The sequence below is a fragment of the Neisseria sp. P0008.S002 genome, assembly GCF_051962805.1.
In the GTDB taxonomy this organism is placed as follows: Bacteria; Pseudomonadota; Gammaproteobacteria; order Burkholderiales; family Neisseriaceae; genus Neisseria; species Neisseria perflava.
This window is the reverse complement of record NZ_JBQCUY010000001.1, coordinates 160687-181445: the sequence shown is the minus strand read 5'-3', so window position 1 is coordinate 181445 and position 20759 is coordinate 160687. Positions and strand designations below refer to the sequence as shown.

Annotated in this window: 21 protein-coding genes; 20 read left to right on the top strand and 1 reads right to left on the bottom strand. The window is 48.0% G+C overall.

The annotated features are described in order from the left end of the window. Positions 1-126 precede the first annotated feature (126 nt). From der to ACTHSA_RS00815, 19 genes are all read left to right on the top strand, one after another. Positions 127-1584 (top strand): ribosome biogenesis GTPase Der, encoded by a 1458-nt coding sequence (gene der, locus ACTHSA_RS00905; RefSeq protein WP_049335490.1) that lies wholly within the window; start codon positions 127-129, stop codon positions 1582-1584. Between the two features lie 297 nt (positions 1585-1881). Further along, positions 1882-2178, top strand: coding sequence for an RNA chaperone Hfq (gene hfq, locus ACTHSA_RS00900; RefSeq protein WP_036493792.1), 297 nt, complete (start codon positions 1882-1884; stop codon positions 2176-2178). A gap of 78 nt (positions 2179-2256) precedes the next feature. Continuing rightward, complete coding sequence (locus ACTHSA_RS00895) at positions 2257-2826, top strand: tRNA (mnm(5)s(2)U34)-methyltransferase (RefSeq protein WP_004519437.1); 570 nt, start codon at positions 2257-2259, stop codon at positions 2824-2826. A gap of 55 nt (positions 2827-2881) precedes the next feature. After that, complete coding sequence (locus ACTHSA_RS00890) at positions 2882-3256, top strand: SirB2 family protein (RefSeq protein WP_003681989.1); 375 nt, start codon at positions 2882-2884, stop codon at positions 3254-3256. Positions 3257-3271: 15 nt separating this feature from the next. Beyond that, on the top strand, positions 3272-3760 hold the full coding sequence (gene folK / locus ACTHSA_RS00885; RefSeq protein WP_004519438.1) for a 2-amino-4-hydroxy-6-hydroxymethyldihydropteridine diphosphokinase: 489 nt from the start codon (positions 3272-3274) through the stop codon (positions 3758-3760). 98 nt (positions 3761-3858) lie between these two features. Next, complete coding sequence (locus tag ACTHSA_RS00880; protein WP_004519439.1) at positions 3859-4494, top strand: deoxynucleoside kinase; 636 nt, start codon at positions 3859-3861, stop codon at positions 4492-4494. A 36-nt stretch (positions 4495-4530) separates the two neighbouring features. Further along, the gene (locus ACTHSA_RS00875) at positions 4531-4974 is read left to right on the top strand and encodes a peroxiredoxin (RefSeq protein ID WP_004519440.1); all 444 of its coding nucleotides are present in this window, start codon (positions 4531-4533) and stop codon (positions 4972-4974) included. Between the two features lie 75 nt (positions 4975-5049). Further along, complete coding sequence (gene xerD, locus ACTHSA_RS00870) at positions 5050-5928, top strand: site-specific tyrosine recombinase XerD (protein ID WP_004519441.1); 879 nt, start codon at positions 5050-5052, stop codon at positions 5926-5928. Between the two features lie 227 nt (positions 5929-6155). Next, entirely contained in the window at positions 6156-6356 is a 201-nt protein-coding gene (locus tag ACTHSA_RS00865) for a (2Fe-2S)-binding protein (protein ID WP_003681978.1), read from the top strand. A gap of 149 nt (positions 6357-6505) precedes the next feature. Continuing rightward, the gene (locus ACTHSA_RS00860; RefSeq protein WP_036472354.1) at positions 6506-6739 is read left to right on the top strand and encodes a glutaredoxin family protein; all 234 of its coding nucleotides are present in this window, start codon (positions 6506-6508) and stop codon (positions 6737-6739) included. Positions 6740-6808: 69 nt separating this feature from the next. After that, the gene (scpB, locus tag ACTHSA_RS00855; protein WP_004519443.1) at positions 6809-7417 is read left to right on the top strand and encodes an SMC-Scp complex subunit ScpB; all 609 of its coding nucleotides are present in this window, start codon (positions 6809-6811) and stop codon (positions 7415-7417) included. A 250-nt stretch (positions 7418-7667) separates the two neighbouring features. Beyond that, positions 7668-9683 carry a BCCT family transporter gene (locus ACTHSA_RS00850; protein ID WP_039861995.1) on the top strand — a complete coding sequence of 672 codons (2016 nt, stop codon included), beginning with the start codon at positions 7668-7670 and terminating at the stop codon, positions 9681-9683. Between the two features lie 199 nt (positions 9684-9882). Beyond that, entirely contained in the window at positions 9883-11544 is a 1662-nt protein-coding gene (recN, locus tag ACTHSA_RS00845) for a DNA repair protein RecN (RefSeq protein WP_440378781.1), read from the top strand. 115 nt (positions 11545-11659) lie between these two features. Further along, positions 11660-12616 (top strand): glutathione synthase, encoded by a 957-nt coding sequence (gshB, locus tag ACTHSA_RS00840; RefSeq protein ID WP_039862001.1) that lies wholly within the window; start codon positions 11660-11662, stop codon positions 12614-12616. 68 nt (positions 12617-12684) lie between these two features. Next, complete coding sequence (locus tag ACTHSA_RS00835) at positions 12685-13068, top strand: diacylglycerol kinase (protein WP_039862003.1); 384 nt, start codon at positions 12685-12687, stop codon at positions 13066-13068. A gap of 131 nt (positions 13069-13199) precedes the next feature. Next, positions 13200-13676 (top strand): copper chaperone PCu(A)C, encoded by a 477-nt coding sequence (locus ACTHSA_RS00830; RefSeq protein WP_004519448.1) that lies wholly within the window; start codon positions 13200-13202, stop codon positions 13674-13676. A gap of 126 nt (positions 13677-13802) precedes the next feature. After that, a complete protein-coding gene (gene mnmA / locus ACTHSA_RS00825) occupies positions 13803-14906 on the top strand; it encodes a tRNA 2-thiouridine(34) synthase MnmA (RefSeq protein WP_004519449.1) in 1104 nt (367 codons plus the stop codon). A gap of 93 nt (positions 14907-14999) precedes the next feature. Further along, complete coding sequence (locus ACTHSA_RS00820; RefSeq protein ID WP_004519450.1) at positions 15000-16655, top strand: AMP-binding protein; 1656 nt, start codon at positions 15000-15002, stop codon at positions 16653-16655. Positions 16656-16779: 124 nt separating this feature from the next. Continuing rightward, entirely contained in the window at positions 16780-18414 is a 1635-nt protein-coding gene (locus ACTHSA_RS00815; RefSeq protein WP_004519451.1) for a CTP synthase, read from the top strand. A gap of 62 nt (positions 18415-18476) precedes the next feature. Here ACTHSA_RS00815 and ACTHSA_RS00810 read toward each other — a convergent pair whose 3' ends face one another. Then, complete coding sequence (locus tag ACTHSA_RS00810; RefSeq protein ID WP_440367272.1) at positions 18477-19220, bottom strand: carbonic anhydrase; 744 nt, start codon at positions 19218-19220, stop codon at positions 18477-18479. A 391-nt stretch (positions 19221-19611) separates the two neighbouring features. Here ACTHSA_RS00810 and ACTHSA_RS00805 point away from each other — a divergent pair, with 391 nt between their 5' ends. Beyond that, the gene (locus ACTHSA_RS00805; protein ID WP_440378780.1) at positions 19612-20727 is read left to right on the top strand and encodes a porin; all 1116 of its coding nucleotides are present in this window, start codon (positions 19612-19614) and stop codon (positions 20725-20727) included. Positions 20728-20759: the final 32 nt, after the last annotated feature.

Genomic DNA, 20759 nt, shown 5'->3' with positions numbered 1-20759 from the left:
AGGCCGTCTGAAGTTGCAATGACTTTTCAGACGGCCTACACTTATCCTTATCAACCGTGTTTTTAAAACACCTGCTTGTGTTCCGCTCCCGTTTTTAGGCGGCACTTGACACAGAAAGACTCAATTATGAAACCAACCATCGCGCTTGTCGGCCGCCCCAATGTCGGCAAATCTACTTTATTCAACCGTTTGACGCTCACCAAAGACGCGCTCGTGCATGACTTGCCCGGCCTGACGCGTGACCGCCATTACGGTCATGGCAAAGTCGGCAGCAAACCTTATTTGGTCATCGATACCGGCGGTTTTGAGCCGGTTGTCGATAGCGGCATTTTGCACGAAATGGCAAAACAAACCTTGCAGGCTGTCGATGAAGCCGATGCGGTTGTGTTTTTGGTGGACGGCCGCACCGGTTTGACGCCGCAAGACAAAATCATTGCCGACCGTTTGCGCCAAAGCCCACGCCCCGTTTATTTGGCCGTGAATAAAGGCGAGGGTGGCAATAGGGCTGTACTTGCAGCCGAGTTCTACGAACTTGCCTTGGGCGACCCTTATGTTATCTCAGGTGCGCACGGCGATGGCGTGTATTATTTGATTGAAGATATTTTGGAAACCTTCCCTGAGCCTGAAAAGGAAGAGGAAGAAGCGAAACATCCTGTTTTTGCTGTAATCGGCCGTCCAAATGTCGGTAAATCGACCTTGGTAAACGCCATTCTCGGCGAAGAGCGCGTGATTGCCTTCGATATGGCAGGCACGACGCGCGACAGTATCCATATTGATTTTGAACGTGAAGGCAAACCGTTTACCATCATCGATACTGCAGGTGTGCGCCGTCGTGGCAAAGTGGATGAAGCGGTGGAAAAGTTCTCCGTTATCAAAGCCATGCAGGCGGTTGAAGCGGCAAACGTTGCAGTTTTGGTATTGGATGCGCAACAAGATATCGCCGACCAAGATGCGACGATTGCAGGTTTTGCTTTGGAAGCAGGCCGTGCCTTGGTCGTAGCGGTCAATAAATGGGACGGCATCAGCGAAGAGCGCCGTGAGCAAGTGAAACGCGATATCAACCGCAAACTGTATTTCCTTGATTTTGCTAAGTTCCACTTTATTTCTGCATTGAAAGAGCGCGGTATAGACGGTTTGTTTGAAAGCATTCAGGCTGCCTACAACGCGGCAATGATTAAGATGCCGACGCCGAAAATCACGCGCGTATTGCAAAGCGCGATCGAGCGTCAACAGCCGCCGCGTGCTGGCTTGGTGCGTCCGAAAATGCGTTATGCCCACCAAGGCGGCATGAATCCGCCGGTGATTGTGGTACACGGTAATTCGCTACACGCCATTTCTGACAGCTATACGCGCTATTTGACCCAAACGTTCCGCAAAGCCTTCAATCTGCAAGGTACGCCGCTCAGAATTCAATACAATGTTTCGGAAAACCCGTATGAAAATGCGGAAGACAAACCGAAGAAAAAACCGCTGCGCCGTGTCAGCTTGAGCAACCGTATTGAGAAACGCGAAGGCCGCAAGGAAGAGAAAAACCGCTTCAAGAAGAAAACCAAAGTCAGCGTGAAAAAACAATTCAGCAAATAAGCATAAAGGCCGTCTGAACAATTTCAGACGGCCTTTTTTTAATGAAAAACAGCTCGTTAGAGCTTCATGGCATATTTTCGATAGGATTTGCCGAATTTTAAAAAACATCCAATTTGGATTTGGGATTGTTGTGAATATGGAAATGAAACAGTCGGTTTGACGTGAAGTTCCCTTATTGCTGGATTCCTAAATGGTGTGATAGAAAAAAATAGTTGGTAATTTATCCTATTCGGGGCTACAATCCCATCAAACGCCGATTTTGGCGTCTTTACAATCATAATAATGGAGCTCAAGAATATGACAGCTAAAGGACAAATGTTACAAGATCCTTTTTTGAATGCGTTGCGTAAAGAGCACGTTCCGGTTTCGATCTACTTGGTAAACGGCATCAAGCTGCAAGGCCAAGTGGAATCATTCGACCAGTACGTTGTTCTGCTGCGTAATACTTCCGTCACTCAAATGGTTTACAAACACGCTATCTCAACAATCGTTCCTGCACGCGCAGTCAGCCTGCAACACGAAAACAAACAACCTCAAGCCGCTGCCGCAGCTGCTCCGGTTCAAGTTGAGACTGTGCAACAACCTGCCGAATAAATGATGTAACGCATTCCTGTTTTTCAATACCTTACCGCTTTTGCGGTAGGGTATTTTTATTTTCAGACGACCTTTATCATGCTGCTTGAGAACATTCTTCCCTTTGCCCACTCCCTGTTACAGCAAGCCTTAAAAGCAGGCGGCCGCGCTTTGGATGCGACGGCCGGAAACGGGCATGATACTTTGCTGTTGGCGCAGTCGGTTGGCGAGACGGGTAGGGTGTGGGCATTTGATGTGCAACTCAAGGCACTGGCGCAGACTCAAGGCCGTCTGAAAGAAAACGGCGTAGATGGTCGGGTAGCCCTGATACATGACGGCCATGAAAACCTTTTGTCTTATATCGACGAGCCTTTAGATGCCGCAGTATTTAATTTCGGTTGGCTGCCGGGAGGCGATAAAAGCTGTACAACTGAAGCAGCAAGCAGTATCCGTGCGCTGACGGATACTTTGGGTTTGCTGAAAGAGGGCGGGCTTGCCGTGGCGGTATTGTATCCTGGACATGAAGCCGGCCGAATAGAGGCTGAAGCGATTGTGCAATGGACGGAAACTTTGCCGCAGGAAGCCTTTGCCGTGTTACGCTATGGCTTTGTCAACCGCCGCAATGCGCCTCCCTATCTGCTGGCGATTGAAAAGTTGCGTCAGAAATAGATGTTTGCGGTAAAATAGCTGCTTTGTTTTTCAACCCTCAACATAAGAAACTGCTATGCAATATCTGTTTGTAAAATACAGCCATCAGATTTTCGTTGCCATTACCATCCTGTTGTTCAACATCCGTTTTTTCCTGCTCTGGCGTCATCCTGAGAAACCGTTGGCAGGCATTTGGAAAGCCATGCCGCATTTGAACGACACCATGTTGCTGTTTACCGGCTTGTGGCTGATGAAGATTACTCATTTTTCGCCGTTCAATGCGCCGTGGCTCGGTATGAAAATCCTGCTGTTGCTGGTTTATATTGTGTTGGGCATGATTATGATGCGTTCGCGTCCGCGTTCGCCGAAATTCTATATCGTCTACGTTTTGGCCATGTCGTGTGTTGCCACGATTGTTTTCCTTGCCAAAACCAAAACGCTGCCGTTTTAAAAGAGGCCGTCTGAAATGTATCCGCATTTTGCCGTTGTCGCTTTGGGCAGCAATCTCGCCAATCCTGCCGAACAGATTCGCGCCGCTTTGGCCGAATTGGCCGCGCATCCTCATGTTCGGCTCGAAAAAACATCTTCCCTGTATTTGACTGCGCCGGTCGGCTATGACGATCAGCCCGATTTTGTGAACGCCGTTTGTACCGTGAAAACATCATTGGATGGCGTAGCGCTGTTGGCAGAGTTAAACCGCATCGAGGCCGAATTTGGGCGCGAACGTACCTTCCGCAATGCGCCGCGCACCTTGGATTTGGACATTATCGATTTTGACGGTATCCGCAGCGATGACCCGCATCTGACCTTGCCGCATCCGCGCGCGCATGGGCGCAGTTTCGTTATGTTGCCGTTGGCCGAAATCCTTCCGGATTTCGAGTTGGGCGAGCATGGACGTGCGGCTGATTTGGCTCAGGCTTTGGGTGAGCAGGGTATTCACCTGTTGAAAGAATAAAGGCCGTCTGAAAAAACGGACGAAAACAAGAAAGGGCGTGTTGGACACGCCTTTTTTGCTATAAAATATTGTTGGGAGACACATTAAAAAGAGTTACTATGAATCCTCGTTATATTGTTGTCGAAGGCGCCATCGGTAGCGGCAAGACCGCTTTGAGCCGCCGCTTGGCAGAGCATTTCAGCGCGTTGCTGTTGTCGGAGAATCCAGATCACAATCCGTTTCTCATGAAGTTTTACAGCAATGTTTCCAATAATGGCTTGGCTGCCGAACTTTTCTTCCTGATGCGCCGCGCTGAAAGCGTGAATATTATTGAAGACCAATGCGCGCAAGGCGGAATGGTTGTGGCTGATTTTTTGCCGGAAAAAGACCGTATTTTTACGCCCATCGTTTTGAATGATGACGAGCAGCAGCTTTTTGCCGATATGAAGCAACGCATTCTGCCGCAATACGCGGAGCCCGATGTGGTGATTTATCTGCAAACCGCTGTCGAAAACAACCGCAAACGTCTGCAAAAACGTCACGAAGGCATTATCAGCTTGTTTCCCGAAGGCTATTTGGGACGGGTGCATGACGAATACAGTCATTTCTTCCATTTGTATCAAAGCGCGCCTTTGCTGACTGTCAATGCCGATGAGTTGGATTTAGCCGGCAATGACGACTACTTCCAGCTTTTGTTGCGTACATTGGAAGATTTTCAAGGTACGCGCAGTTATTTGAATTTAAGCGAAAAATAAACGTAGGCTAGGTTTAGGCCGTCTGAAAGGAATAATATGTCAAAATATCAATTCACACTCCCATCTTCTTCCGGTAGCGATTTTAACTCCGCCGAACATTTGCCGTTGGTTGTCTATTTTTATCCTAAAGACAGCACGCCCGGCTGTACCACCGAAGGCTTGGATTTCAATGCCCGATTGGAACAATTCAAAGCATTGGGCTATACCGTTGTCGGCATTTCGCGCGACGGTGTCAAATCGCATCAGAATTTCTGCACCAAACAAGGCTTCCAGTTTGAATTGTTGAGCGACAAAGAAGAAACCGTCTGCAAACTGTTTGACGTGATCAAGCTGAAAAAGCTTTACGGCAAAGAATCCCTCGGCATCGAGCGCAGCACGTTTGTGCTGGACGAAAACGGCGAAATCGCCCATGAGTGGCGCAAAGTCAAAGTGGCCGGACACGCGCAGGAAGTTTTGGATACAATCTCTCAAGCCTCTTAATAGGGCTTTGAAAACCTAAGGCCGTCTGAACGGATGTAAAGTCATGCCGTTCAGACGGCCTTTCAATACAGTTTGATGAGTATGGACGATTTAATAGACAAGCTGCTTGAATCCCTTTGGCTGCAAGACCGGCTCAGCTACAATACGCTGCAAAGTTACCGCCGTGATTTGGTCAAAGTCGCCGCGCGTTTGACCGAGGGCGGGCAGGATTGGTTGAGTGCCGATGAATTTGCCCTGTCTGATGCTGTGTATGCGGAGGGAGAAAAAAACACGTCCCAAGCACGGGCATTGTCGGCTTGCAAGCGTATGTACGGCTGGTTGGAAGAGACAGGCCAAAGAGCAGACAATCCCACCCGTTTTCTCAAGGCGCCGAAATCGGAACGCAAACTGCCCACGCTGATTACCGAAGCCCAAATCGATGCGCTGCTGGCTGAGCCGGATGTGGAAACGCTGCACGGGCTGCGCGACAAAGCCTTGCTTGAAGTCATGTATGCAACAGGTTTGCGCGTGACCGAAGCCGTCAAATTGACGCTCAGCGATATCGATTTACATCGCGGCAGTATCCGTACCATAGGCAAGGGCGACAAATTGCGTCTGGTTCCGCTGGGGCAGGAAGCGGCGTATTGGGTGGAACGCTATTGCAACGAATCGCGCCCGTTGTTGCTGAAAAACAAAATCTGCGACGAAGTGTTTGTCAGCCAGAAACGCAGCGGCATCAGCCGTCAACTTGCATGGATGATAGTCAAAGAATATGCCGAAGCGGCCGGTATTGCTTCGCTCAGTCCGCACGGTTTGCGCCATGCTTTTGCCACGCATTTGGTCAATCACGGCGTCGATTTGCGTTCGGTCCAGATGATGTTGGGACATTCCGATATCAACACCACGCAGATTTATACCCATGTTGCCAATATTCGTTTGAAAAACATGGTCGATGAACACCATTCCCGTTCATAAATAAAGGCGGCATCTCGAAGATGCCGCTTTTTGTTATTGAGGCCGTCTGAACAGTTATAAAGTTTATTATTTATAAAATAACAATCAAAATACAAATTTACATAGAAAAATTTCAAAACAAAAGGACAGTGCCAATATTGCAATGCAAACCGTTTTTATTTATATTTACGTTCAAGAATAAATCCTACTCTCAATTACAGAGGGTAACAAAATTATTGGAGCACATCATGTTTGTCTGCATCTGCAACGCCATTACTGACCACGACATCAAAGAGACTATCGCCGCCGGTGCAACCACCATGAGCGATTTGCAGGCTCAATTAGGTGTGGCGACTTGTTGCGGTTGTTGCGGCGAATTGGCAGCGTCATTTTTGACTGCAAGCAGTGCCCAAAATACTGTGACTGCCGGTATCAACGTTCAGTCTTAATTTTAGAATATACACAAAGGCCGTCTGAAGGCGTGACAGAAATCCTTGATTTCGTTTCGCGCCTGTTCAGACGGCCTTTGTCATGCCTGTATGGTTTGGAGGCATTTTGCTATACAATGGCCGCTTTTGTCCCTCCGAGAGTAACCGCCATGAAACTGACCTTGATGTTTCGGGAGTATTGCAGCCTGTGCCACAAAATGCGCGAACAATTAAAGCCTTATCAGGAGCAGTTTGGATTTGAGCTGGATATTGTCGATGTTGATGAAGATCCGGTTTTAGAAGAAAAGTACAATGAGCTGGTGCCTGTTTTGCTGGATGGCGATACCGAAATCTGCCATTGGTTTTTGGACGAAGAAAAACTGAAAGCGCATTTGAGCGCATAACAAACCGTTGACCATATTGTCTTTCAGACGGCCTTTTGCTGTTCATGCCGTCTGAACATTGATTTTATTATGACTGAAAAACTTTCTCCCGATGCGCTGATTGAAGCGGCGCTGTTGACGCAAGTCGAACCCTTAAACGAAAAAGCCATGCGCGAATTGTGCGTGCCGCCATTGTCGCAAGACAAGCTGATTGACGTGTTGGCGCAACTGAAGGCCCGTTGGCAGGGCAGGGCTTTGCAACTGGTGCATACCCATGAGGGCTGGCGCTTCCAAATTGCCCAAGCCGCATTTGAGCGACTGGGCAGCCTGCAAGAGCAGCGCGCGCCGCGTTATTCCCGCGCCGTGATGGAGACGCTGGCGATTATTGCCTATCAGCAACCGGTAACGCGTGGCGATATTGAAGGCATACGCGGCGTGGCAGTGTCGCAAAATGTCATGCAAACCTTGCAGGATAGGGGCTGGATTGAAGTCATCGGCCACCGTGATTCTGTCGGCCGTCCGGCTTTGTGGGCGACAACGGCAACTTTTTTAAGCGATTTGCGTTTGGAAAGTTTGGAAGAATTGCCGCCGCTGACTGAATTGGGTGAGCTGGTGTTGCCTGATTTGATGGAAACGCCGCCGACAGGCGATGAGGAGGCTGAAGAAGCAGTTGAATCAGGAAGCAGACTGATTAACTGATTTGAATGTAAAGGCCGTCTGAAACAATCGTGTTTCAGACGGCCTTTATTATTGTATAACATCATGATTTTAAATATAATTTTCATCTATTTTAATAACTTATTGATTTTGTGATATAATTTAAGAATTATTAGAATAAATATCTCTCATTCTGTAATAGTTTGAGAAGGCATACGGAAACGTTTCTTTCTTTATCAATCGGCAGCCCGTTTGTTCTTCAAATATGCGCTGTATCAACTACGGAACCGATATGAAATTCAAACAATTTATTCAAAACAAATCTTCTTTCAATCCAAGCGTGGTCGGTATTACGCTTTTCTTCGTCCTTTTGCTTTTGTCAGCTGCTTTGGTTTGGCCTCAAAATACTGAGGCTTTGTTAAATGCAATGAAGCAGTTTATCTTTCAAAATGTCAGTTGGTTTTACATTCTGACTTTCTCTGTATTCCTTATTTTCTTATTGGCGCTTCCCATCAGCAGCTTCGGCAGTATCAGGCTGGGTACAAACGAGGACGAACCTGAGTTTTCGTTTTTATCATGGTTGGCCATGCTGTTTGCGGCCGGCATGGGCGTGGGCTTGATGTTTTTTGGTGTGGCCGAGCCTTTATCGCATTTTTCTTCCCCGATTGCCAAAGGCAATGCGCAAGAGGCGATTCTGCATACGGTATTCCACTGGGGGATTCATGCCTGGGCAATCTACGGAATCATTGCGCTTGCCTTGGCGTATTTCGGTTTCCGCTATAAATTGCCGCTGGCGTTGCGTTCCTGCTTTTATCCGATTTTAAAAGACAAAATCAACGGCAAAATGGGCGATGCCATCGATGTGATGGCTTTGATTGCGACTTTGTTCGGTATTATCACAACCTTGGGATTTGGCGCGGCACAAATGGGTTCCGGTTTGCTGAAGATGGGCTGGGTGCAGGACAACAGCTATGTCTTGCAGGTCGGCATTATCGTTGTTGTGATGGCGATTGCCATATTTTCCGCAACTTCGGGCGTGGGCAAAGGCGTCAAAATTTTGAGTGAAACCAACTTGGTATTGGCACTGTCATTGCTGTTGTTTGTCTTGTTGAGTATGCCGACGACGTATTTGATTTTCGCATTCAGCGACAATTTGGGCACTTATTTGAGTAACTTCGTTTCGTTCAGCTTTAAGTCATATACCTACGAGCCTGAGCATACAAAATGGTTTACCGGCTGGACGGTGTTGTATTGGGCTTGGTGGTGTTCGTGGTCGCCTTTTGTCGGTTTGTTCATTGCCCGAATTTCGCGAGGCAGAACCATCCGCGAATTTATTTTTGGTGTATTGGCAGTGCCTAGCCTGATGAGTATTTTGTGGTTTACCGTATTTGGCAATTCAGCCTTGTGGCTGGACACGCATGTGGCAAACGGCGCCTTGTCTGCCTTGACCAACGAGCCTGAAAAATTGTTGTTTGCCTTTTTGAATTATTTGCCGTGGCCGGTTGTCAGCAGCTTGGTAGCATTGCTGGTGATTTCGCTGTTTTTTATCACTTCTGCCGACTCGGGCATTTATGTGCTGAACAATATTGCTTCGCGCGATAAAGGGCTGGCTTCGCCCAAGTGGCAATCGGTTATGTGGGGCGTGTTGATTTCGGCTGTGGCTATTGTGTTGCTGGGCGCCGGCGGTTTGCCTATCTTGCAAACCATGACCCTGATTGCGTCTCTGCCGTTTGCGGTGTTGATGATTTTTATGATGGTTTCTTTGTGGAAAGCCCTGAACAACGATGCCAACTATTTTGCAACCGCCGTCAATCCGAGCAGTATTTTCTGGTCGGGCGATCATTGGAGGGAACGCCTTGGCCAAATGATGAATCAGACGCAGGAAGTCGATATCATCAAATTTATGAAAAATACGGCGCTTCCGGCAATGCAGGAATTGAAAAACGAATTGACCGAAAAATACAATATGGACGTAGAAATCCGTTGCCTGTTGCAACAGGATGAGCCGTCGGTGGAGCTGGTGGTGCATAAAGGGACGGTAAGGGATTTTGTCTATGGGATTAAATCCGTAAAGCGGGAAATTACCGACCAGTTGATTCGTGAAGACAGCCTGCCTCATTTCAAATATGCAGCAACGTTCATACCGTTGACGTATTTTTCGGATGGGCGCGATGGATACGATGTGCAATATATGACGCAAAAAGAATTGATTGCCGATATGCTCAAGCAGTATGAGCGTTATCTGAACCTGCTTGCAGGAGTAGGGCAGGAATTGATGGGGCATGAACAAGTAGAACTGGCAGAGTAAAATAAATTTAGGCCGTCTGAACATGTAGCAATATTCAGACGGCCTTTTTATTGCCCGCTTAAAAAATAATTTGTTTAAAATAAATATCTTAGATAAATCATAAGAAAAATCTGATTCAAACTACAAAAAATCTTAGTTATAATCAGCATATCTAAAGCTATTCCGCATAAGCGCGGGTGATTTACTAAGGAATACTGCAATGCTGTTGGCACTTTCTTTGCGTGATTTTGTCATTGTCGAAAACCTGAATCTTGATTTTCAAAACGGCTTTACCGTTTTAACGGGCGAAACCGGCGCAGGCAAATCGATTACTCTGGATGCGATTGGCCTGTTGTTGGGCGATAAAGCCGATTACAGCCAAGTGCGCAACGGCGCCAAAGAGGTGCAATTGTCGGCTTTGTTTGACATCAGCGGTTTGCCCGAACTGAAAGCGCAGCTGCAGGAGCAAGGCCTTTTGGAAGAAGATGCCGAAGAGCTCAGCATCCGCCGTATTATCGATGCCAAGGGCAAAAGTCGCAGTTATATCAATAACCAAGCGGCAACATTGGCGCAACTTAAAGCCATCGGCGAGCAGTTAATCGATATTCACGGCCAAAATGCCCATCATTCGTTGAATCAAGAATCTGCGCAACGCGAGTTGTTGGACGCATTTGCCGGCAGCAAAGAGCAGGCGGAAACGGTCAAGCAGCTTTATCAAAATTGGGTCAATGCGAAAAAAGCTCTGCAAGAAGCACAAGAGCAGGCAGAAACCATGGCCATCGAGCGCGAGCGTTTGGAATGGCAGTTTAATGAATTAAACCAATTGGAGCTCAAACCCAACGAATGGGAAACCTTAAGCCAAAGCCACGACAGCCTGGCGCATTCGGCCGAGTTGCTGCAAACCTCCGAGCAGGTGGGCGAAAGCATAGACGGCGACAACGGCATCCAACGTCAAATCTACCAATGCCAAAAATTGCTGGGCAATCTGCAAAACATTGAACCGCGCTTTGCCGAAAGCCTGAATATGTTGGCAAGTATTGAAGCCGAGTTGGGGGAAATCAGTGCCAATATGCGCGATGTGGCCGGCCGCAGCGATATCGATCCGAATGAATTGGCCGCACAAGAAAGCCGTATGGGCGAATTGATGAGCATGGCGCGCAAATACCGCATTGAGCCGGAAGAGCTGCCGCAAAAGTTGGCAGAAATTGACGAGCGCCTGCAAAACCTGCAAGCGGCTGCTGATTTGGAAACCTTGGAAAATACGGTTGCGCGCAATCTTGCCGAATACCACGAAGCCGCTCATGTTCTCTCCGCCATGCGCCATCAGGCGGCCGGCCGTTTGGGCGAAGAGACCACCGAGCATATGCAGCATTTGGCCATGAAGGGCGCACGTTTTGACATCGTCTTGTTGCCGTCTTCGCCGACTGCGCATGGTCTGGAGCAGGTGCAATTCCAAGTGGCGGCGAATAAAGGCAATCCGTCCCGTCCTTTGAACAAAGTCGCTTCCGGTGGCGAATTGGCGCGTATCAGCTTGGCTTTGCAAGTGGTTGCCAGCCAATACACGCAAGTGCCGACATTGATTTTTGACGAAGTGGATACCGGTATTGGTGGCGGCGTTGCTGAAATGGTCGGTAAAGCTTTGCGTGCCTTAGGTAAAAAACATCAAGTCTTAGCGGTAACCCATCTTCCTCAAGTCGCCTCTTGCGGTGAAAACCATTGGCAGGTCCGCAAGCATAGCGAAGGGGAGCAAACCGTCAGCGAAATCAGTGTTTTGAACCATCATCAGCGCATTGAGGAAATCGCGCGTATGCTGGGTGGCGAAATCATTACCGATACCACACGCAGCCATGCTGCCGAACTCTTGCATTTGGCAGCCGCCTAAAAGCCTCAAGGCCGTCTGAAAATAGGATTCAGACGGCCTTTTCTATATTTTGCCACCCTTTCAGGCGGGCCGAATACAAGGTATGATTATATCGTCTGTTTACAAGGAAATTTTGATGAAAGTCCTGTTTATCGCCGATCCGATGGCAAGTTTTAAAACCTATAAAGACACTACTTACGCCATGATGCGTGAAATGGCAAAGCGCGGTTGGCAGCTTTTTCATACCTTGAGCGGAGAATTGTCCGTCCGTGAAGGCTTGGTAGTGGCTCAGGTGGCGGCATTTGAGTTTGTCGGCGCGAAAAACGATGACGATCACGAATGGTTTAAATCAGAGGCAAAAGTTCAGACGGCCTTGAAAGATTTCGATGCGGTCATTATGCGCACTGATCCGCCGTTTGATATGCAATATCTGTACGCGACCCAGTTTTTGACGTTGGCACAGCAGCAGGGTACAAAAGTATTTAACAGCGGGCAGGCAATGCGCGATTTCAATGAAAAATTGGCTATTTTGAACTTCAGCCAGTTTACCGCGCCGACTTTGGTTACCACACGTTCCGCCGATGTCCGTGCCTTTTTGAAAGAACACGGCGACATCATTATCAAACCTTTGGACGGTATGGGCGGTATGGGCATTTTCCGCCTAACCGAATCCGACCCCAATATCGGCAGTATTTTGGAAACCCTGATGCAGCTTGATTCACGTACCATCATGGCGCAACGTTATATTCCTGAAATCGTACATGGCGACAAGCGCATTCTGATTATTGGTGGAGAGGTTGTTCCGTATGCTTTGGCGCGTATTCCGCAAAACGGAGAAACGCGCGGCAACTTGGCTGCCGGCGGCCGCGGCGTGGCACAGGAATTGAGCGAGCGCGACCGTGAGATCGCAGAAACCCTTGCGCCTGAATTGAAGCGTCGCGGTATTTTGCTTGCCGGTTTGGATGTCATCGGCAACAACCTGACCGAAGTCAATGTAACCAGCCCGACCGGCTTCCAAGAAATCATGAAGCAAAAAGATTTCAACGTTGCCGCTATGTTTGCAGATGCCGTAGCATCTTGGGCAAAACAATAAACCCAAAGGCCGTCTGAAAATTGACCCGACCGTTTCTTTTCAGACGGCCTTTTTATGTTGAGAATATGATGGAACCATCTTCCTACGCATCTGAAAAAAAAGGTAAAAACGGCATTAAGCGCATTATCAATGCGTTTGGTTATTCCAAAGACGGACTGGCTGCCGCGTATCGTTATGAAAGCGCATTTCGCCAAGTTTTTTGGTTGAACCTGATTTTAATTTTCTTAGCGTTGTTTCTTGATTTCGGATCGGTCACCAAAATGGTGCTTGTTGTCGCATCGTTTATTTCACTGATTACCGAATTGTTTAATACCGCCATCGAGGCAGCCGTTGACCATACTTCTACTGAAAAACACGAGCTGGCCAAGCGTGCCAAAGATGCCGGCTCGGCCGCGCAATTGATGGCTTTGTTCATGTTATTTATTGTTTGGATTATTGCATTAACTGCTTAAAAATGTGGTAATATAGTAATTCGTTAGGATTAGATAGTATTAATTAATCTATATCAAAGTTTTCAGGCGGCCTTTGGTTGTAAGATGAAGGCTGTATATCCCAGCCATTTGGCAAACACAAGGAGCAAAACATGAAAAAATTAATGGCAACCCTGATTCTGGCAGGCTTGGCAACTTCCGTATCTGCAGCCGGTATCCATATTGAAGACGGTTGGGCACGTGCCACTGTCGAAGGTATGAAAATGGGTGGCGCATTCATGAAAATCCAAAACGATGAAGCCAAACAAGACTTCTTGGTAGGCGGCAGCAGCCCTGTTGCCGAACGTGTTGAAGTACACACCCATATTAACGACAATGGTGTTATGCGTATGCGCGAAGTTAAAGGCGGCGTGCCTTTGGCTGCAAAAGGCGTAACCGAGCTGAAACCGGGCAGCTACCACGTTATGTTCATGGGTCTGAAAAAACAATTGAAAGAAGGCGAAAAAGTGCCTGTAACCCTGAAATTCAAAAACGCGAAACCTCAAACTGTCGAGCTGGAAGTGAAAACCGCACCTAAAGCCGAAATGCAGCATGATCACGGCGCACACGGTGGCGCACATCAGCACTAATTGCTTGAATTTGCATATAAAGGCCGTCTGAAAGTCGTTGGGCTTGCAGACGGCCTTTTCTGTCGTCAAATCAAAATGTGCTAAAATCACGCTTTAAAAAATGTATTTAAAACCCACATTCCGCTCATGAATACTCACAACACACCAGCAAACATCATCGTCGGCCTCTCCGGCGGCGTCGATTCATCCGTTACCGCGGCCCTGCTCAAACAGCAAGGCCATCAAATCAGCGGCGTGTTCATGCAGAACTGGGAAGATGACGACAACGACGAATATTGCAGCATCAAACAAGATTCCTTTGATGCCATTGCCGTTGCCGATATCATCGGCATCGACATCGACATCGTCAATTTTGCCGCGCAATATAAAGACAACGTATTTGCCTATTTTCTCAAAGAATACAGCGCAGGCCGCACGCCAAACCCGGATATCTTGTGCAATGCCGAAATTAAATTCAAATGCTTTTTGGACTATGCCATAGAGCAGGGCGCCGATACCATTGCCACCGGACACTATGCCCGCAAAGAAGTTCGAAACGGCGTGCATTACCTGCTCAAAGGCTTGGATCAAAATAAAGACCAAAGCTATTTCCTATATCGTCTCAAGCCTTTCCAACTCGAGCGCTCGATTTTCCCATTGGGTGAGTTGGAGAAGCCTGAAGTCCGCCGTCTTGCCGAAGAATTCAAATTACCGACTGCAACCAAAAAAGACAGTACCGGCATCTGCTTTATCGGCGAACGCCCGTTCCGCGAGTTTTTGCAAAAATACCTGCCGACCAATAATGGCAAAATGGTGACCCCTGAAGGCAAAGTAGTCGGCGAACACGTCGGCTTGATGTTTTACACGCTGGGCCAACGCAAAGGCTTGGGCATCGGCGGCGCAGGCGAGCCGTGGTTTGTTGCGGCCAAGGATTTGACCAAAAACGAACTGATTGTCGTCCAAGGCCATGACCATCCTTTGCTTTATACGCAAAGCCTGGTTATGAACGATTTGAGCTTCACATTGCCAGAACGCCCGAAAGAAGGCCGCTATACCTGCAAAACGCGCTACCGTATGGCCGACGCGCCTTGTACGTTGCGTTATTTAGATGATGAAACCATCGAGCTTGTTTTTGACGAGCCGCAGTGGGCAGTAACCCCAGGCCAATCTGCGGTACTGTATGACGGCGATGTGTGCTTGGGCGGCGGTATCATCATGTCCACCGACAAGCCTGTCATTATTACAGCTTAATAAAAGGGCCGTCTGAAAACGAAGCGGCAGATTGAATAAAGCCTTTCAGACGGCCTCGATTTCAAAAAACGACTAAATAAAAGACTGATCAATATGGAAAAACTCTGGCTCAAAAGCTACGAACAAGGCGTAAACCCTGAAATCGATATCTCTCAATACAGCTCCATCAGCGATGTATTCCGTCAAAGTGTCGAGAAATTCGCAGATAAACCTGCTTTTCAAAATATGGGCAAAACACTGACTTATGCCGAAGTGGGCAAGTTGGCGACCGATTTTGCGTCTTACCTGCAAAACGTATTGAAACTACCGCGCGGTGAGCGTGTGGCAATTATGATGCCGAACGTTTTGCAATATCCGATTGCGCTTTTCGGTATTTTGCAGGCAGGTTTGGTGGCAGTGAATACCAATCCGCTTTATACGCCGCGCGAGTTGGAGCATCAGTTGAAAGACAGCGGTGCGACCACGATTGTCGTGTTGGAGAACTTTGCCAATACGCTGGAGCTGGTGTTGCCGCGTACGCAAATCAAACATGTGATTGTCGCGTCGGTCGGCGAGATGTTCGGCATGATTAAGGGCGCGTTGCTGAACTTTGTCATCCGCAAAGTGAAAAAAATGGTGCCGGAATACCGCATTCCAAATACCATCACTTTTCAGACGGCCTTGAAGCAAGGTGCAGCAAATACGTTCAAACCAGTCGAGTTGACACGTGACGATACTGCCTTGCTGCAATATACAGGCGGCACGACCGGTTTGGCAAAAGGTGCCGTCCTCAGTCATGGCAATATCTGCGCCAATATGTTGCAGGCAAAAGAATGGATTAAAAACAGCCTGCACGAAGGCAAAGAAACGGTTATTGCCGCGTTGCCGCTTTATCATATCTTTGCCTTGACGGTAAACCTGATGATCTTTGCGAATACCGGTTCTAAAATCATCCTGATTACCAACCCTCGCGATATGAAGGGGTTTATCGGCGAATTGAAAAAAGAGCCGATTAGCGTGTTCATCGGTGTGAATACCTTGTTTAATGCGATGGTCAACCGTCCGGATTTCGCCGAAGTCGATTTTTCCCGTTTGAAGCTGACTTTGGGCGGCGGTATGGCAACGCAAAAAGCCGTTGCGGAAAAATGGAAAAAAATCACCGGTACGCCGATTGTGGAAGCTTACGGTTTGACCGAAGCCAGCCCGGGTGTGTGTTGCAATCCTTTGAATATCGAGGCTTACAGCGGCGGTATCGGTTTGCCGGTTCCTTCGACCGAAGTCGAATTACGCGATGCGGACGGCAAAGAAGTGCCTATCGGACAGCCGGGCGAATTGTGGGTACGCGGTCCGCAAGTGATGAAAGGCTACTGGAATCGTCCTGAAGAAACCGCCAAAGCAATCGATGCACGCGGCTTTTTGGAGACCGGCGACATTGCCGTGATGGATGAAAAAGGCTGGCTGAAGCTGGTGGACCGCAAAAAAGATTTGATTGTGGTATCCGGTTTCAATGTATATCCGAACGAAATCGAAGAAGTGGTGGCCAGCAACGACAAAGTCTTGGAAGTCGCCTGTATCGGCGTGGCAAGCGAGAAAACCGGTGAAGCGATTAAGGTCTTCGTCGTACGTAAAGACCCGTCTTTGACCAAGGAAGAACTGATCGATTTCTGCCGCAAAGAACTGACGGCATATAAAGTGCCGAAAGACATCGAATTCCGCGACGAGTTGCCAAAATCCAACGTTGGCAAAATCCTGCGCCGCGAGCTGCGCTGATATATAGAATCAGTATGATAAGGCCGTCTGAAAACGCTGTTTTCAGACGGCCTGAAGCTTTTGCCGTTTGCCAGAATATGCTGCTTCAAGTTAAAATCACACATTCCAACATGGGTATCACATCATGACTAAATTTATTTTCGTAACCGGCGGCGTTGTATCTTCTTTGGGTAAAGGTATCGCCGCCGCTTCTATTGCTACTATTCTCGAGTCGCGTGGCTTGAACGTGACCATGCTTAAGCTTGACCCGTATATCAATGTTGACCCGGGTACCATGAGCCCTTTTCAACACGGCGAAGTATTCGTAACCGATGACGGTGCGGAAACTGACCTCGACCTCGGTCACTACGAGCGTTTCATCAACGCCACCATGACCCGCCGCAACAGCTTCAGTACCGGCCAAGTCTATGAAAACGTGATTGCCAAAGAGCGTCGCGGCGACTATTTGGGCGGTACCGTACAAGTGATTCCGCACATTACCGATGAAATCAAACGCCGCATCCACGAAGGCGCGGCCGGTTATGATGTGGCGATTGTCGAAATCGGCGGTACAGTTGGCGATATCGAATCGTTGCCTTTCTTGGAAGCCATCCGTCAAATGCGCAGCCAGCTCGGCCGCAACAATACATTGTTTGCCCACCTGAGCTATGTGCCTTACATCGCCGCTGCCGGCGAAATCAAAACCAAACCGACCCAGCATACCGTTAAAGAAATGTTGAGCATTGGTTTGCAACCGGACATCCTGATCTGCCGTATGGACAGAGAAATGCCTGCGGACGAGCGCCGTAAGATTGCATTGTTCTGTAACGTTGAAGAACGTGCCATCGTGGGCAGCTACGATGTGGACAGCATTTACGAATGCCCTGAAATGCTGCACAACCAAGGCATCGACAGCATCATTACCGAGCAGCTCCAACTGAATGTCAAACAAGCCGATTTGACCGAATGGAAGAAAATCGTTCACGCGATTCAAAATCCGAAACACACCGTCAAAATTGCGATGGTCGGTAAATACGTTGATTTGACCGAATCCTACAAATCATTGATCGAAGCCCTGAAACACGCCGGTATTCATACTGAAACCGATGTACAAATTACCTTTGTCGACAGTGAAAGCATCGAGAAGGGCAATGGCGACGTTTCCATGCTCAAAGACATGGACGCGATTTTGGTGCCGGGCGGCTTCGGTTCACGCGGTGTAGAAGGCAAAATTGCCGCCGTACGCTATGCGCGTGAAAACAACGTACCATACTTGGGCATCTGTTTGGGCATGCAAATCGCCCTGATCGAATACGCCCGCGATGTTGCAGGCTTGAAAGGTGCGAATTCTACCGAGTTTGACTTGAAATGCGCCGCGCCTGTCGTTGCCCTGATTGACGAATGGCAAACTGCCGACGGCAGCGTAGAAACCCGTGACGAATCTGCCGATTTGGGCGGCACCATGCGTCTGGGTGCGCAAGAAGTTGACCTCAAACCGGGCAGTCTTGCCGCAAAAATCTACGGCAGCGAACATATCCGCGAACGTCATCGCCACCGCTACGAAGTCAACAACAACTATGTTCCTCAGTTGGAAAAAGCCGGTTTGGTCATTGGCGGCGTATCCGCAGGCCGCGAGCGTTTGGTTGAAACCATCGAATTGCCAAATCATCCTTGGTTCTTCGCGTGTCAGTTCCATCCGGAATTTACTTCCAATCCGCGCAAAGGCCATCCTTTGTTCAGCGCATTTGTAAAAGCCGCTTTGGGTAATAAGAAAGCCTGATTGATGTGATTGAAAAAGCACCCGTTTCTGGGTGCTTTTTTGTTTTCAGACGGCCTTAGAAGTTATTTGTCTTCATTGACTTCACGGTCGTTCAAAGGTTGTACGGGACGGTTGTTTTCGCCGCCGATAATGTCGCGCATGGCTTTAAACTGCGCCGCATCTGCCTGAACCGGAGTTTTTAAGACAACCCAAGTTACGTTTTCGCTGCAAGGCGGTGTTGTCAGCGAGCCTTTCAGCTGGAATGACTTGCTATCTTTAGGCAGCAGGGCTTGGATATTCAAGTTTTTCAACGTTACGGATTCGCCCGCTTTCAGTTTTTTGGCAGTAAGCGCGGACAAGGCAGGGTTGTTTTTGCCCGGTTTAAATACAGATCCGATGACCGCCAAAGTACCGTCTTCGGCTTGATGGACGAAATGCGCTTCCATCGGGAAATGTTTGCCTTTGAAAGTATGTTCGCTCGGCGTATGGAAGTGGAATTGTTTGAAGGTATAGGTTTTACCGTTAATCACGATGGTTTGGGCCTTGCCTTGCGGCGTGGCTTGAAGGGTGTGGCCGTTATTTTCTACTTTGTAGTCGGCGACGTTGTAACGGTATGCCAATTGTTTGCCTTTTACTGCTTTTGTTGTGGAGAAGTCCACTGGAGATTGCTGTTTGCCTGTTTTGCAGACAGCAAAGTCTTCACTCAAATCGCCCCAGTGTGCAGCATCGTTTTCACCTGTGTAAGACCAATGTGCATGATGGGTTTCGGCGGATACCGTTGCAGTAGAGACAGCCATTAGCAAAGATAAAAAGAGATGTTTGTTCAATATAAAGGCTCCTATTTATTTATATTAGGTAAAAGGAAAAATTTATACCAAATAAATTATTGATATAAAAAAACTTCTTCATAAGAAGTAAGTTAATGATAGTGGCAATTTGGGAATATTGGGTTGATATATGGCAAACATTTATCAAGCAATCATTTTTGATTAAATGATTACAATAAGAGGGTTGATTGTCTTTGTTGTAACTTTGAATGGGAGAGGCCGTCTGAAATTTCTTTCAGACGGCCTGTTTTATTTAAAAATGTTGTAAAAAGTCTAAACTCTAATGAATAAAAGTGTTTCTCAAGATGAAAGTAGTTGTTTGTAGCGTTGGAAAACATTAATATTGCTAAACGTGTTTTCACGAGATTTTAACTTTGTTTTGGAGAGAATAATGAAAAAATCGATTATCGCTTTGGTTATTGCCGGTTTGCCGCTGGCTGCATCTGCAGAAGTCATTCTGTATGGTCAAATCAAAAGCAGCGTGACCGTCGGTCAGGTCAAAATCAAAGGTGATGCAGGTTCTGAAACCAGCTCCACCGCAACCAGCATCAATGACAATACCTCCCGCATCGGTTTCAAAGGCAGCGAAAACTTGGGTGGCGATTTGAAAGCTATCTGGCAAGTTGAACAAAAAACGGCCATTACCGGCGGTTCTCAAGGTTTTGCCACTCGTGATTCCTTCGTCGGTTTGCAAGGTAAATTCGGTAAGATTCGCGCCGGTAAACTCAGCAATATGCTGAACGAAATGGACACCATCGATCCATGGATGTATAAAACCAATGCCGCAGGCTTGGGCATCTTTACCCGTACCGGCAACCGTAACGCCGCTGTACGCTACGACAGCCCGGATTTTGGCGGATTCAAATTCAACGTGTCTTACGCACCGCGCGACAACCGCAATCCTTCAGATAAATACACGCACACCAAACCGGCCAAAGACCAATACACCGGCGGCGTGAGCTTCTCTAAAAACGGCTTTACCGCCAATGCGGCTTACGGCCACTACAACGGCGCGTACACCGACAAATCAGGCAAAGTCAAAGCGGCGCAAATCGCCAAAGTCGAAACTTATTACGATAAAGACAATCTCTTTGTCGGCGGCGGCGTACACTATGCCAAAGGCCATGAGACAGGCAACGAATATTTAGGTTATTTCACCGATGGTTTTAATGAGTACAAGGGTAGTGTCATCACTGCCGACTCAGGTAAAGAGGAAGCCGTAAAAGTGGTTGATGCAGCGGTAACTGTCGGCTACAAATTGGGCAATGTTACACCACGCATTACTTACGCGCACGGTTGGCCTGCCAAGGGCGTGAACAGCGGCGAAAAATTGGTGGATAAATTTGACCAAGTCGTTGTCGGCGGTCAATATACCTTCAGCAAACGCACCGGCATCAATGCTCAACTGGCGTATCTGAAAGTCGGCAACAAAACCCGTCTGACTGCGGCCAACAAAGGCGGCGTTGAACAAAAAGCCGCTTCTGTGGGCCTGTATCACAAATTCTAAGCTGTCTCTAAAGACAAGGCCGTCTGAAAAAT